12 protein-coding genes and 1 tRNA gene are annotated in these 14,462 nt (G+C 62.5%); 10 read left to right on the plus strand and 3 right to left on the minus strand.

What is annotated here, in order from left to right:
* Positions 1-19: 19 nt before the first annotated feature.
* The 8 genes from dnaG to ABGN05_RS14675 all read left to right on the plus strand — a co-directional run bounded on the left by dnaG (position 20) and on the right by ABGN05_RS14675 (position 10,095).
* Positions 20-1,951 carry a DNA primase gene (gene dnaG / locus ABGN05_RS14640; protein WP_367954772.1) on the plus strand — a complete coding sequence of 644 codons (1,932 nt, stop codon included), beginning with the start codon at positions 20-22 and terminating at the stop codon, positions 1,949-1,951.
* A 302-nt stretch (positions 1,952-2,253) separates the two neighbouring features.
* On the plus strand, positions 2,254-4,278 hold the full coding sequence (gene rpoD, locus ABGN05_RS14645) for an RNA polymerase sigma factor RpoD (protein WP_367954773.1): 2,025 nt from the start codon (positions 2,254-2,256) through the stop codon (positions 4,276-4,278).
* A 511-nt stretch (positions 4,279-4,789) separates the two neighbouring features.
* Positions 4,790-5,347, plus strand: a complete 558-nt coding sequence (locus ABGN05_RS14650; protein ID WP_367954774.1) for a Uma2 family endonuclease — start codon at positions 4,790-4,792, stop codon at positions 5,345-5,347.
* A gap of 13 nt (positions 5,348-5,360) precedes the next feature.
* Complete coding sequence (locus tag ABGN05_RS14655) at positions 5,361-5,783, plus strand: secondary thiamine-phosphate synthase enzyme YjbQ (protein ID WP_367954775.1); 423 nt, start codon at positions 5,361-5,363, stop codon at positions 5,781-5,783.
* Between the two features lie 52 nt (positions 5,784-5,835).
* Complete coding sequence (locus ABGN05_RS14660) at positions 5,836-6,129, plus strand: HlyU family transcriptional regulator (RefSeq protein WP_367954776.1); 294 nt, start codon at positions 5,836-5,838, stop codon at positions 6,127-6,129.
* Positions 6,130-6,286: 157 nt separating this feature from the next.
* Positions 6,287-9,070, plus strand: a complete 2,784-nt coding sequence (locus ABGN05_RS14665; RefSeq protein WP_367954777.1) for an ABC transporter transmembrane domain-containing protein — start codon at positions 6,287-6,289, stop codon at positions 9,068-9,070.
* Between the two features lie 13 nt (positions 9,071-9,083).
* Positions 9,084-9,542 carry a cyclic nucleotide-binding domain-containing protein gene (locus tag ABGN05_RS14670; protein WP_367954778.1) on the plus strand — a complete coding sequence of 153 codons (459 nt, stop codon included), beginning with the start codon at positions 9,084-9,086 and terminating at the stop codon, positions 9,540-9,542.
* A gap of 479 nt (positions 9,543-10,021) precedes the next feature.
* Positions 10,022-10,095, plus strand: a tRNA-Gln gene (locus tag ABGN05_RS14675).
* Between the two features lie 197 nt (positions 10,096-10,292).
* Here the strand turns inward: ABGN05_RS14675 and ABGN05_RS14680 are convergent.
* Together ABGN05_RS14680 and ABGN05_RS14685 are read right to left on the minus strand one after the other, a co-directional pair.
* Positions 10,293-10,586 carry a hypothetical protein gene (locus tag ABGN05_RS14680; RefSeq protein WP_367954779.1) on the minus strand — a complete coding sequence of 98 codons (294 nt, stop codon included), beginning with the start codon at positions 10,584-10,586 and terminating at the stop codon, positions 10,293-10,295.
* Positions 10,587-11,259: 673 nt separating this feature from the next.
* Positions 11,260-11,595, minus strand: a complete 336-nt coding sequence (locus tag ABGN05_RS14685) for a DUF982 domain-containing protein (protein WP_367954780.1) — start codon at positions 11,593-11,595, stop codon at positions 11,260-11,262.
* 132 nt (positions 11,596-11,727) lie between these two features.
* On the opposite strand from ABGN05_RS14685, the gene ABGN05_RS14690 reads away from it, so the two are divergent.
* Both ABGN05_RS14690 and ABGN05_RS14695 read left to right on the plus strand, forming a co-directional pair.
* Positions 11,728-12,960: an adenylate/guanylate cyclase domain-containing protein gene (locus tag ABGN05_RS14690; RefSeq protein WP_367954781.1), complete on the plus strand. Its 1,233-nt coding sequence runs from the start codon at positions 11,728-11,730 to the stop codon at positions 12,958-12,960.
* A gap of 102 nt (positions 12,961-13,062) precedes the next feature.
* A complete protein-coding gene (locus ABGN05_RS14695) occupies positions 13,063-13,191 on the plus strand; it encodes a hypothetical protein (RefSeq protein WP_367954782.1) in 129 nt (42 codons plus the stop codon).
* A 357-nt stretch (positions 13,192-13,548) separates the two neighbouring features.
* On the opposite strand, the gene ABGN05_RS14700 is transcribed toward ABGN05_RS14695, so the two are convergent.
* On the minus strand, positions 13,549-14,433 hold the full coding sequence (locus ABGN05_RS14700) for a trypsin-like peptidase domain-containing protein (protein ID WP_367954783.1): 885 nt from the start codon (positions 14,431-14,433) through the stop codon (positions 13,549-13,551).
* Positions 14,434-14,462: the final 29 nt, after the last annotated feature.

A 14,462-nucleotide genomic window follows, 5' to 3' on the forward strand; every position in this document is an offset into this window, starting at 1 on the left:
GGGACAGAGAGATCGTCCCATGCGCTTCCCCAACCAGTTCCTCGACGAGATACGCGACCGCGTGCCGATATCCACGGTGATCGGCACGCGCGTGTCGTGGGACAAGCGCAAGACGAACGCGTCGAGGGGCGACTACTGGGCCTGCTGCCCCTTCCATGGCGAGAAGACGCCGAGTTTCCACTGCGAGGACAAGAAGGGGCGCTACCACTGCTTCGGCTGCGGCGTCTCGGGCGACCATTTCCGCTTCCTGACCGAGCTCGACGGCGTGAGCTTCCCGGAAGCGGTGGAGCGGATCGCCGAACTGGCCGGGGTGCCGATGCCGGCGCGCGATCCGGAAATGGAGAAGCGCGAGCGGCAGCGGGCGAGCCTCCACGACGTCATGGAAATGGCGACGCGATTCTTCCAGGAGCAGCTGCAGGCTTCCTCGGGCGCGAAGGCGCGCGCCTATCTGCGCGAGCGCGGTGTCGCATCGGGGACCCAGCAGGCCTTTCGCCTCGGCTATGCGCCCGAATCGCGCAACGCGCTGAAGGAGCATCTTGCCGCCAACGGCGTGGCGAAGGAGCAGATCGAGGCCTGCGGGCTGGTGCGGCACGGCGACGACATCCCGGTCTCCTACGACTGGTTCCGCGACCGCATCATGTTCCCGATAGAGGACGCGCGCGGGCGGGTCATCGCCTTCGGCGGCCGCGCCATGTCGCCCGAGGTGGCAGCCAAGTACATGAATTCGCCCGACACCGAGCTCTTCCACAAGGGCGACGTGCTCTACAACTTCGCCAAGGCCCGCAAGGGGCAGGGGAGGGAAGGGACCGTCATCGCAGTCGAAGGATACATGGACGTGATCGCGCTGGCGCAGGCCGGCTTTCCCAATGCCGTCGCCCCGCTCGGAACCGCGCTGACCGAGAACCAGCTCGAGCTTTTGTGGCGCATGGCACCGGAACCGGTGCTGTGCTTCGACGGCGATCCGGCCGGGCTCAAGGCGGCCTGGAGGGCGGCCGATCTCGCCCTGCCGTCGATCCAGGGCGGACGGACGGTCCGCTTCGCGCTTTTGCCGCAGGGCCAGGATCCCGACGATCTGGTCAGGGATGGCGGGCCGGAGGCCTTCCGCAGCGTGATCGCCGATGCCAGGCCGCTGTCGGAACTCCTGTGGCTGCGCGAGACATCGGGCGGTGTGTTCGATACGCCGGAGAGGCGATCGGTGCTGGAGAAGTCGCTGCGTGACCTGACCTCGCGCATCCGCGACGAGAACGTCCGCCGGCACTATGGCCAGGAGATGCGAGAACGGATCGAGGCTTTCTTCGGGTCGGCGCGGCAGCAGCGGAAGAACTATCCCGACAGGATGGGCGATCGCGGCGGCAGCACTCACAGCCGGGGCAGGGCGGGGCAGGCGTCGGGACGCCTCGCCGTATCGGACAGCCTCGCGCGTTCCTCCCTCGTGCGCAGTTCGGCAGGAACCATGCCGATGCGCGAAACGGTGATCATGGTCGCGCTGATCAACCATCCCCTGCTGATCGACGAGTATTTCGAAGCGATCGAACGGTTGGAGCTGAAACACCAGGACCTGAGGCGGCTTCACGCCGGGTTGCTCGACGCAATCGCGGAAGGGCAGGCGGCGGACCGCGAAACCATCCTCGCGCGGCTGAGCCAGGTGGGTCTCGAAACGGTGATGGAAACCGCGGTCACGCTCGTCCGGCGCGCCAGGCAGTGGCCGGCGCTGGAGGATGCGGCACTTGACGACGCGCGCGACGCCTTCTGCCAGGCCCTGCACTTGCACCAGTCGGCCGGCGTTCTACATAAGGAGCTCAAGGCGGCTGAAGCGGCCCTGGCTACGGACCCGACGGAGGAAAACTACCGGCAGCTCCTCGAAGTCCAGACGCAGTTTCGCGACGTGCAGGCCACCGAGGCGCTGATCGAAGGCTTCGGAGTGTCGTCCGGGCGGGTCGCGAGAAGCTGACGGGTGATTCGCTTTTCCGGGACGAATCGTGCAAGGGCGGCTTGACCTGACGGTGAAATGACGGAATCAGGACGGTCGACGATCATTCTGATTGGGGCGGAGACGCATGCCGGCGCCAAGGCGCGGCATTGGTGACATCGGCGTTCGGGGGGCGAACGGGTGAGACGCGCCGGCCAAACAGGGTTAATGGTGCATTTACGCGAGATCGCTACTCGCTGATACGGGGCGGGCGCATACGCGTCCATCGACGGTCCGACAGACTGGCCGTCCGAATGTTCCCCGCATGTTGGAGACAGACAAGCATGGCGACGAAAGAAAAGGAAGAGGCCGAGAACGAACGCGAAGGCGCCGCCGACGGTCCGCTGCTCGATCTTTCCGACGATGCCGTCAAGAAGATGATCAAGGTCGCCAAGAAGCGCGGCTACGTGACGATGGACGAGCTCAACGCCGTCCTGCCGTCCGAAGAGGTCACGTCCGAGCAGATCGAGGACACGATGGCGATGCTGTCGGACATGGGCATCAACGTGGTCGAGGACGACGAGACCAGCGACGACGCCGAGGGCGAACAGCCGGCGGACGCCGAGGAAGAAGCGACCGAGGTTGCCGAGCAGACCGGCAGCGCGGTCGCGACCGTCGCCAAGAAGGAGCCGACGGACCGCACCGACGATCCCGTGCGCATGTATCTGCGCGAGATGGGCTCGGTGGAGCTTCTGTCGCGCGAGGGCGAAATCGCCATCGCCAAGCGCATCGAGGCCGGCCGCGAGACGATGATCGCGGGCCTGTGCGAGAGCCCGCTGACCTTCCAGGCCATCATCATCTGGCGCGACGAACTCAACGAGGCCAAGATCCTGTTGCGCGAGATCATCGATCTCGAGACCACCTACGCCGGGCCCGAGGCCAAGCAGGCGCCGGTGGTCGAGCGCGTCGAGGAGGACGCCAAGCCCAAGGTTGACGAGCGCGGCCGTCGCTCCAGCGGTCCGCGCGAGGACGACGACATCACCAATGTCGGCGGCGAATCCCGGGTGGAGGAGGACGACGACGAGGACGACGAAGCGAGCCTGTCGCTTGCCGCCATGGAAGCGGAACTGCGACCGCAGGTCATGGAGACGCTCGACCTGATCGCGTCGACCTACAAGAAGCTGCGCAAGCTGCAGGACCAGCAGGTCGAGGCGCGCCTCGCGGCCGCCGGCAACCTGTCGTCCAGCCAGGAGCGTTCCTACAAGAAGCTCAAGGAAGAGCTGATCACGGCTGTGAAGTCGCTGTCGCTCAACCAGAACCGCATCGAGTCGCTGGTCGAGCAGCTTTACGACATCAACAAGCGCCTGGTGCAGAACGAAGGCCGCCTGCTGCGGCTCGCCGAAAGCTACGGCGTGCGCCGCGAGGAGTTCCTGCGCGAGTACCAGGGCACCGAGCTCGACCCCAACTGGACGCGTGCCATCGCCAACCTGACGACCCGCGGCTGGAAGGAGTTCACCCGCAACGAGGGCAATTCCATCCGCAACCTGCGGTCGGAGATCCAAAACCTGGCGCAGGAGACCGGCATCTCGATCGGCGAGTTCCGCAAGATCGTCAACCAGGTGCAGAAGGGCGAGCGCGAGGCGGCCATCGCCAAGAAGGAGATGGTGGAGGCGAACCTCCGCCTCGTCATTTCGATCGCGAAGAAGTACACGAACCGCGGCCTGCAATTCCTTGATCTCATTCAGGAAGGCAACATCGGCCTGATGAAGGCGGTGGACAAGTTCGAGTATCGCCGCGGCTACAAGTTCTCGACCTATGCCACTTGGTGGATCCGGCAGGCGATCACCCGTTCGATCGCCGATCAGGCGCGCACCATCCGCATCCCGGTCCACATGATCGAGACGATCAACAAGATCGTGCGCACCTCGCGCCAGATGCTGCACGAGATCGGCCGCGAGCCGACGCCGGAGGAATTGGCGGAAAAGCTCGCCATGCCGCTCGAAAAGGTGCGCAAGGTGCTGAAGATCGCCAAGGAGCCGATCAGCCTCGAGACGCCGGTCGGCGACGAGGAAGATTCGCATCTCGGCGACTTCATCGAGGACAAGAACGCCATCCTGCCGATCGACGCGGCGATCCAGGCCAACCTGCGCGAGACCACCACCCGCGTGCTCGCCTCGCTCACCCCGCGCGAGGAACGCGTGCTCAGGATGCGCTTCGGCATCGGCATGAACACCGACCACACGCTGGAAGAGGTCGGCCAGCAGTTCTCCGTCACCCGCGAACGCATCCGCCAGATCGAGGCCAAAGCGCTCAGGAAACTGAAACATCCGTCGAGGAGCAGGAAGCTGAGGAGCTTTCTGGACAGCTGACGGCGGTGGACTTGGAAACGACAGGACCCGGCGGCGACGCCGGGTTCATTCGTTTTGGGGCCCCTCTCGTCGGTTGCATGGCGCTTGATCCGCTCGCTTTGGTTTGCCACGGTGTGGACGGAGCGGGAGGAGTGCCGAGGCCGTGCCGAAGATCTCGTCGCCGAAAGATCTAGAAAAATGGCTTGAAGGAAAGCCGGCGGATTGGGCGCGGGCGATCGCGGCGCGGACGGCATTGCGCGTCTTTCCGGTGCTGCCCGTGATATGGTGAGGGCATGAAAGAGCGTTACCACATTGCCGTGCGCCTCAATGCACCGGCCACGCAAGCAAGCCGATGCTTCGCGATCCGAATTCACCGTAGATAGGCAGGGGCGGGCGTGCGCGGGGCGGCGGGGCGTGGTATGGTTCGGCCATGAACGAGCATCTGCGACATGGCCAGCGTATGCTTGGGGTGCGGCCGGACCTGCAGCGGCCAAGGCTGCCTTGGCCACCGACGACACAAGCCGCCGAGGGCATGCCGCGGCGCGTTTGGACGCGCGCCGAGATCGAGGCGATGGTTGCCGCCGGCATCATCGACGAGGACGAGCGCTTCGAATTGATCGGCGGGGAGGTGGTGCCGATGTCGCCAAAGGGCGCCCGGCACGAGCTGGTGAAGGTCGATCTCAACCGGCATCTCCAGAAGATCGTAGCCGACGACTTGTCCGTCGGTCAGGAAACCACGCTATGGCTGGACGAGACCAGCTTCGTCGAGCCTGATTTCTGTATCTGGCCGCGCTCGATCGCGCCGGTGGAGCAGGGCGGCCATGACGTGCTGTTGGCGATCGAGATCGCCGACACGAGCCTTGCCTACGATCTCGGCCGCAAGGTCGGCATCTATGCCGCATACGGCGTGGCGGAGGTCTGGGTGGTCAACGCGCTGACGCTGGTGACGCGGGTGCATCGCGCGCTAGGCGCGGAAGGATACCGCGACATCTTCGAGGTGGCGCCGGATGGCGATCTCGCTTCGGTTCGTCGGCCGGAGATCCGGCTCAACCTCGCCGGTCTGGGCCTCGCGCCGGATCCCGAAGGCTGAGCCACAAGCCCGCATGCCCCAATCCCGCCTGACGATCTCTACCAACGGTCCCGGCCTGACCGAACTCACCGACCGGGCAGCGGCGTTCGTGCGCGAGACGGGCGTCGAGGAGGGGCTGCTCACGGTCTTCGTGCGCCACACCTCCTGCTCACTGCTGATCCAGGAGAACGCCGATCCCGACGTGCGGCGCGATCTGGAAACATTCTTCCGGCGCCTCGTGCCGCCCGCCGACGATCCTTCGATGCGCTGGATCGTGCATACGACCGAGGGGCCCGACGACATGCCCGCGCACATTAGGGCGGCGCTGACGCAGACCTCGCTTTCGATCCCCGTCGCCGGCGGCCGCATATTGCTCGGCACCTGGCAGGGAATCTACCTCTTCGAGCATCGCTCCCGGCCACACCGGCGCGAGATCGTGCTAAATTTGATGCAATGACCGGCGCGCTTTCCGAGGCGGGCCGGACCGACATGAAGAGGAGAGGGCGCCGATGTCATTCTTGAAACGGCTGTTCGGCATCGGCGGCGGCGGTGATGCCGGTCCCGAAGAAGCAGCGACCGCGGGCGAGCAGGAATACAAGGGCTACCTGATCCGCGCCACGCCATTCAAGGCCGACGGCCAGTACCAGACCTGCGCCATCCTCTCCAGGGAGGTCGGCGGGGAGATGAAGGAGCACCGGCTGATTCGCGCCGACCGTTTCGCCTCGCTAGACGATGCGGTCGACGTCTCCTTCCGCAAAGCACGCCAGATGATCGACGAGCAGGGCGACCGGCTCTTCGGCTGAGCGGCTGGAACCGGGCCCCATTCTTTCGCCCGATCAACCGTCACGCGCCGCCGCGCCGCGATCCCGGTTGAACTCCTTCCGGCATCGTGCACATTAGGACGCCCATCGGGGTGGGGTAGGGCGCCCCTCCGGGGATGAGGGCGAAGGCACCGCGACTTTGGAACGCAATCTTCTCAAATTCATCTGGAAGAACTCGCGTCTGAAGCAGGCGTGGCTGCTTCTCGTCATCATCGCGTCCATGCCCTTCTATTTCCTCTCGCTCGAACTGCCCAAGCAGATCGTCAACGGGCCGATCCAGGGCGAAAACTTCGACGCGATCGGCGCGACCCAGCCCTTCCTCCGAATCCCGATGCCGTATGGAGAGACATTCTTTGGCCGCGAGGTGATCCTGTTCGACGGGTTCCAGTTCGGCCGCATCGAGATGCTCTTCGCGCTCTGTACCGCCTTCATGTTCTTCGTCTTCCTGAACGGCTGGTTCAAGCTCTACACCAACACCTACAAGGGCAAGCTCGGCGAGGAGGTGCTGCGCCAGCTGCGCTACACGCTGCTCGACCGCGTGCTGCGTTACCGCGTCGCGCGCTTCCGCAACCTGAAGGGCGCCGAGGTTTCGTCCGTCATCAAGGACGAAGTCGAGCCGCTCGGCGAATTCGTCGGCGACGCCTTCTCGCTGCCGCTGTTCCTCGGCGGGCAGGCGGTGACCGGGCTGCTCTTCCTGTTCCTGCAATCGATCTATTTCGGGCTCCTGACGATCGCGATCGTGGCCTTCCAGATCTGGATCATCCCGCGCATGCGCCGCAAGCTGATCGCGCTCGGCCGGCAGCGGCAGATGCAGGCGCGCAGGTTGTCGGGGCAGGTGGCCGAAACCGTCGACATGGCGGCCGACATCCACGTCAACGATATGTCGAACTACGCGCGCGCGCGCCACTACGGGCTGTTGCAATCGATCCTGAGCATCCGCTTCGAGCTCTACCAGCGGAAGTTCACGGTCAAGTACATCAACAACCTGTTGATGCAGTTCCTGTCGTTCCTTTTCTATCTGATCGGCGGCTATTTCGTCATCACGGGACGGCTGGACATCGGCCAGCTGGTGGCCGTCATAGCCGCCTACAAGGACCTTCCCGGGCCGATCAAGGGACTGATCGACTACGACCAGATCCGGCTGATGAACGAAGCGCGCTACGAGCAGACCGTCGACAGCTTCCGCGACGACGGGCTGATCGAAGCCGAGCTCCAGCGCATGCCGCACGAGCCGGTGCCGCGCCTCACGCAGGGCTTCGAGCTGGACCATGTGCGGCTCGAGGACGAGACCGGACGCACGGTCGCCGACAATCTCCGCATGCGGATCGCGCCGTCCGACAGGATCGCGATCGTGACGAACGGCCAGGATGCGGCCCGCATCGCGGCGAACGTCTTCGCCGCCTCGCTGGTGCGGCTGGTGCAGCCGGCCGCGGGCACGATCGCCCTGGAGAGCCGGCCGCTCGAGGAACATCCCGAAAGCCTCACGGGCCGGCGGATCGGCTATGCCGACAGCGGCAGCTATTTCCCGGCGGGCACGATCAACGACAATCTGCTGATGGTCGTGAAGAACCAGCCTGTCGGCTCGGCCACGGGCCGCGAGCCGCCGCCGCAAAAAGTCTCGGCCGGCATGCTCAACGAAGTTCCGCCGGACCCGAACGCGGAATGGATCAATCTCGCCGACCTCGGCCTCGCCGATTCGGAGGCGCTCGACCGGCACGTCGCGGGCGTGCTCGAACTTTCGGGACTGTCGCGGCAGATCCAGGACCTCGGCCTCATCGGCACCGTCGATCCGGCGGCGAACCCGGTCTTCTGCGACAAGATCGTCCAGGTGCGGCGTGAGTTCCGCGAGAATGCCTCCAGCCTTGGCGTCGAGGGCATCGTGCAGTCCTTCCATCCCGATCTCTACAACGTCCAGGCGACCATCGGCGAGAACCTCCTGTTCGGAACCGCCAGCGATCCCGCATGGACGCCGGCGAACCTCAACAGCAATCCCGTCGTGCTGAAGGTCCTTGAGAAGCACGGCCTGCGAACGGCCTTCCAGGACATGGGCCAGCGCATTGCCGAAGCGCGGATCGAGCTCTTCGGCGATCTCGCTCCCGACAGCAAGATCTTCGAGACGGTCGCCGACGTGAGCTTCGAGGAGGTCGCACGCCTGAAAGCGATCGTGGCGCGCCTCAAGATGGCGGAGCGGCAGGAGCCCGGGCGCGACAGCAAGACCGAGATGGCGCGCGGCAAGTCCGCGCGCGGCACCGACGACCGGCAGGAGGTCTTCAAGCTCGCCTTCGATTATTGCGAGGCGCAGAGCCGCTTCGGCGTGCTCGACGCCGCGACCGAGCAGGAAATCCTCGCCGCGCGCCGCGACCTGCACGAGGAAATCCAGGCCATGGAGGTCGCGCCGGTCTTCTTTCACGATCCCGACCGCTACAACCCGACCGCGACCGTGCTCGACAACATCCTGCTCGGCCGCATCTCGTCGACCGTTGTCGACGGCAAGGAGAAGGTGTTGGCCGCCGTCCAGGAACTCGTCGGTCAGACGGGCATCTCCGGCGGCCTGCTGCGTGTCGGCCTGGGCTTCGAGATGGGCAATGGCGGCCGCCGGCTCTCCGATACGCAGCGCCAGAAGCTTCACGTCGCGCGCGCGCTGTTGAAGAAACCTGATATGATTATCTTCAACGAGGTCCTGGGGTCGATGGACACGCCCGGACGGCGCGAGATCATGCAGCGGCTGCTCGAAAGGCCGCTGCTGTCCGGACAGGACTGGTCGCCCGGCTATGTCTGCGTGCTGCTCGACGACGAACTCGCGGAACATTTCGACCGTGTTCTGACGTTCTCCAATGGTGCCTTCCACGAGACCGAACCGGAACGCCCGGCCGAACCCGGGAAGGCAGAAGTCGACGGCTCGCTCGCGGGAGCGGCCAACTGAAAGGGCACTGGTGATGAGCACTCTCAAGGACGAGGTGGAGGTTCTTCGCAAGATCCCGCTCTTCGCGGCGATGGATCCTTCCAAGCTCAAGCTCCTGGCCTATGCGTCGGACAAGGTCGAGTTCGAGGACGGCCAGGTTCTGTTCCGCCAGGGCGATGCCGGCGACAGCGCCTTCATCGTGCTGAGCGGGGTGGCCGACATCATTTCCGAATCGGGCGGTTCCGAGGTCGTGGTGGCACAGCTGCGGGACCATGCGTTGATCGGCGAGATGTCGGTCTTCTGCGACATTCCGCGTTCGGCAACGGTGCGGGCGAACGGCAGGCTGACGGCGCTGAAGATCGGCAAGGGCTATTTCCTTGAACTGATCAAGGAGTTTCCGGAACTTGCCCGCCGCATCATCCGCGAGCTTGCCTTCCGGCTCGCCAAGACCACGGCCGATCTCGCCGCGGCGGAGCGTGCCGCGCGTCACTGAGCATGGATGCCGGCTCCGGTCAGACAAGTTGGGCTTGCCTCACATTCCGTTTGCGCTGCCTCAACGTCCCGCATTGCGCGAAAGCGGGGGCAGGGGATGGGATGCGCCTGGGCGCAGGCCCTCGAGGCCATCCAGTCGCGTTGGGTCGGCCGGCCGAGGATGCCTTGAGTCGCGTAGTACGGCGCGCCGGTTGGCTCGTTTACTCCAACAACGGCGGCGCCATCCACGGTTGGTGCAGCGCCGAGACGACACACGTCCCCGCACTACCCTGCGCCGAGGTACTCTGGGACCGAACGGGGACAATGGAACCTGACAAAGCCCCGAGGGTTCGTTGCGTGGCCGGGCGGTTATGGGCATGTTTCCGCTCGTCGTCGCCGGGTGATTAAGCCTTGATCGCCTGATCGGATGTGATAAAAGGCCCGCCAAGACGAGCGTGCCCCGGCGGTCTCGCTAGGCACCCGGCGGCGCAAGCCGCGTGTTGGGGAATAGGTTAACGGTAGACCCACGGACTCTGACTCCGTTAGTCCTGGTTCGAATCCAGGTTCCCCAGCCAAACAAAATCAAGCACTTAGCAGCCAAAACCGCCAAAATCCATGTTACCGTGCCTCGGAAGGCGTGGTAACACAAACCCTTGATTTGTAAGGATTGGGAATGGACGGAGGCTGCGAATAGCAACATGAATAGCAACATGCCGCGCATAGAAAAGCCCGCGCGAGGCGGGCTTTCCGGGTCGCAGGTGCGCGGGTGGAGCTATTCGATAACCGCGACGACGGCCGCGTCGATCCAGTCGCGCCGCACGCCTTCTTCTGTTTCGAACGCCACAACAACGTTGCCGTTGATTTCGTCTCGCGCCTCGACCGTGCCGGTCAGCGTGACGCGCACCAGAGAGCCAAGCGGGACGAACGGAATAGCAGCCTCCACATAGTCTGGCGCCTGGATCGCGGCGGCAAGCGCGGACGGAATGTCGTTCGCCGAAAGGTCCGCTTCAACTGTATGCATCGGTAGTCCCCCTTTGAGAAAAGCCTCCCCAGCGGCGGCTTTCATTGAGGAACATGGCAGCAGATGCTGTCGGAATCAAGCCGTTTAGCTCCACTATGTCAAAAATATACTATCTGTTTTCGCACATTTACTTTTGCCAAAATGTGCGAAAACGGATAGTTGCTTGCTTCGTTGCAAGCCGGCGCCGCTGCTTTGCTCTGCGTAAAATTCGACGGAATAGCGGAACCATTTTATGATTTCAGAGTTTGTGCGTGAGGAGCCGCGCCTCCCCGCCCGTCGCGCGGCCTCTGAGTGAAAACGCCTGGCAAAATGCCGGGCGTTTTCCTAGTGGATCGAACCGTGCTGGAGTTTGTGATCTACACCGCGGCACCTATAGCCATGCTGAGCATCGTGGCGGTTTTCGTTGTCCTTATCCCGCTCGCCGCCTGGTGGGACCGCCGGTAGGATCTATTCGAGCAACCCGAGATCCGCCTTCCTGTAATCCAGCTTCCGCCCCGCTACCGTCGCGAGCGCGCGGTCGAGTGCCTCGCGTGCGTCCTCTAGCTCGCGGTACTGATCCGCGTATGGGCTCAACCGCGAGTGCGCTTGTATGACCGCGGCGCGCAGATGTAGCGCGCGCCGGAAGAGTTCGGCAGCGTCTTCGGCGGAAAGGGTGTCGGGACGGCTTCTGCGGGGCATGAGAACAAAATAGGAACAAATACCTAGAGCTGTCAAGCGGTCACCTATCCCGCTTCAGCCTCCCCATCGGCCGGTTCCAATCCGGCGTCTTGAAGCCCTGACGCGCGGCTGAATTCGGCGGCTCTGGCAGGAGGATGCCGGCCTCGTCGGCTGCGGCGGCGAACGCCTTCCGAGCTCTTGCCAGCGTAGCCGTCGTGTAGGCGCTTTCCATCGCCTTCAGGACGGCCTTGCGCGCGGCCAGGTGTTTCGGTGTCCAGCCGGTCGGCCAGTCCGTGAGCAGGATCTCCGCGGCCTTCTCTGGCGACGTGACGGCATGGGCGACATTTCCGGCGCGGCCAAGACAAACGCGAACGGGAGGGGAAAAGTGGCCAGGCATGTACGCGCACTCACATGAACAGCCGGACTCAACATCGCCCCTGGGGTAGTCGTTCCACCGATGCAACGGACTATTCAAACAACTCGGTTTCGGGAAAGATGGGAATGCCAGACGAAATCGACCCTGCGGATCATGTTGCGTCGCTATCTCGCCATTGGAACTTCTGGACGGAGTGAGCGGGACGTACGCCGCGTCGAAATCCTAAACGGTTTGGCCGCGATTTCCTTTCTGAACACACTGGTCTTCGTATCGATTGCCATATTCCTAGGCAGCGATTTCCTGTTGATCAACGCCAGCGTTCTATTCTCAGGAGCCCTGTTCCTCATCGCCCCCTCGTTGCACCGCTTTGGAATGGTCGTGGCTGCACTGTACTTCCTCACCGTTCTTGCGGTGGCGATCACTCTCTGGACTTTCGCGGCCGGCCTACGGACCGGGTCGCACTACTTCTTGCTCGCTGCACCACCCATGACGGTACTGTTGTTAGGTCACAAGCGATGGCCACTTGAGACGCTTCTGTCCGCAATCTGCGTCGCCCAATTTCTGGCGTTGGAGAAGCTCGCCCCCGATACCTCTCCCTATCTGCATCAACCAGAATGGTTTTTGGATTTCAGCTTCACTTGGGCTATCGGGACTGCGGCTGCCGTACTCCTGGGAACGGCCTACTTCGCCTTTCGGAGAGCTGAAACCGCCGAGGATGCTCTTGAGTTGGAACACCAGCGATCAGAAAACTTGCTTGTGAACCTGGTCCCCGCGACCATTGCTGAGCAGCTAAAAGCATCTCCCGGCACAACGATCGCGGAACAGTTCGACGCGGTAACGATACTCTTTGCCGACATAGTGGATTTCACACCAAGAGCCGAGCGGTTGCCTCCCCACATTGTGGTGCAATTTCTCAACCAAGTGTTTTCGGAGTTCGATCGCCTGGTGGCCTTCCATTCGCTGGAAAAGATCAAGACCATCGGTGATGCGTACATGGTGGCGGGAGGCCTCCCCGACCGACGACCGGGTCACTTGGAAGCTGTCGCTAATATGGCCTTGGACATGCTTCACGCTGCGGACCGCTTCTCCGACGCTCTAGGTGAGAAGGTACAGATCAGGATCGGGATCAGTACCGGTCCCGCCATAGCCGGTGTGATCGGCACTCGGAAGCTGTTCTATGACGTGTGGGGCGATACTGCGAATACCGCCGCCCGTATGGAGTCGCATGGCACTCCCGGACGGATTCAAGTTACCCCGGCGGTCCGCAGCGGACTGGAGTCCGCCTATCTTTTCGAGGACCGTGGGCCAGTAAATGTCAAGGGGAAGGGCGAGATGGCCCTGTCCTATCTCGTGGGTCGGAAGCCGGAGAGCCTGGATGCGGCCTGACGACCCACCCGGTTTCTTCTCCACCGCCAGCCGCCGCGCATTCTTCGCGGGGACATGGTTCGCGCTCGCGGTGATCTTCGTCGCGTGGATGGTGATGGGGTGATGCCCAACATCGAGGAAATCGCCCGCACGATCGCCAGGGCCAGGCACGGCACGGACGCCATGTGGGCGAATTACGTTAGTGCGGCGGAAGCGGTGCTCGAATTGTTCAAGAGCAAGCGAAGGCAGTGAACGCCCTCGGCGCTTCTCAGCGGCGCGCTGCATCACCCAGTTAGCTGCGTGTGGGCTGGATATTGGCAGCGGGCGGAATGTGTTTCTCGCCTTGCCAAAAGACCCGAGTAGGAGCGAGAAAACAGCATCAACTGTCCTTCAACGCCCCCTTGTTCGTGGGATTGTGTGAGTAATCCCCGGATAGAAGCTCCGACTGCACCGCAAAATGAGGATCTTCGTGATTGGTATCTGTCGATTCCCAATTGAACCCTGAGTTGTAGGTGCCATTGATGGCATCCACAAACTCAGTTTTAGACCTTATAGGCGGCAGTATAATGTGAGTTTCGTACGCAGATGTCATTTCTCATCTCCTCTTTGTTAGTAGGCGGATACGATGTGCTTAACACCGCGTTGATCCAGAAGTCCGAGTACCGTTTTCATATGAACGCCGCGACCGACGTTTAGAAACTGTGGCACATTATCGCGCGAATTCGGTGACACTCTCGCGTTGAACCCCAAAGGCATGTGCGCAGTATTGGCTTGGATAGCCCATATCGTCCCCTGTGTGTCGAATGTCGGACCTCCGCTTTGACCCCGTAGACCAGGCGAGGAACTCTCGACCCACAAGTGTGGGATCGGAGGCGGCGGCGCTCCATTGAGCACAATTTGCGCTACTCTCGTAAAGATACCCTCAATAGGGAAAAACGGTATTGGGATGGCCCCGGCAGGAAGGCGGAAGCTACACGTTTGTGTCTCCCATATAGGTGTGATCGAGTGGAACGGAAAGCCAAGCTTACACAGACTTGTTCCCGGTTCATAGTCCTTGCCGGGGTCTTTAAATGTCGGGTAAACGGAAACTGAATTCGGATCAAAGTTATCCAACTTAGCTAGGGCTAAGTCCGCATGAGGCAATAAGTGAGCTTCTTGTACCGATTGGTGACTGTGGCTCCACCATACCGAGCAGTTGATTGTATGATCATTTGAATATTTGGGTAGTGCGTGGAGTTTTTTCCGTTTTTCCTTCGAAGAAATGTCTAATTTCTCTATTTCTTGTTGCTCAAGTTCTGTTTTCTTGAATGCAGCTTCCTGAGCTAAGAGTTCAGAAATCTGCGTCATCACGTGTGCGGCAGTGAGTATCCACCCTTCTTCGTTTACGACAACAAATGCGCCGATGCTGCTTGAACAGGCCCCGTTTTTTGCTTGACGCGAAATGACAACAGGACGTGTGAAACCCATCGCCGTCGAAACAGCATTTCTGAACACAACCCCTCCCGATTGACGTTCCATTTGTA

The sequence above is a fragment of the Aquibium pacificum genome, from assembly GCF_040839445.1.
Classification (GTDB): domain Bacteria; phylum Pseudomonadota; class Alphaproteobacteria; order Rhizobiales; family Rhizobiaceae; genus Aquibium; species Aquibium pacificus.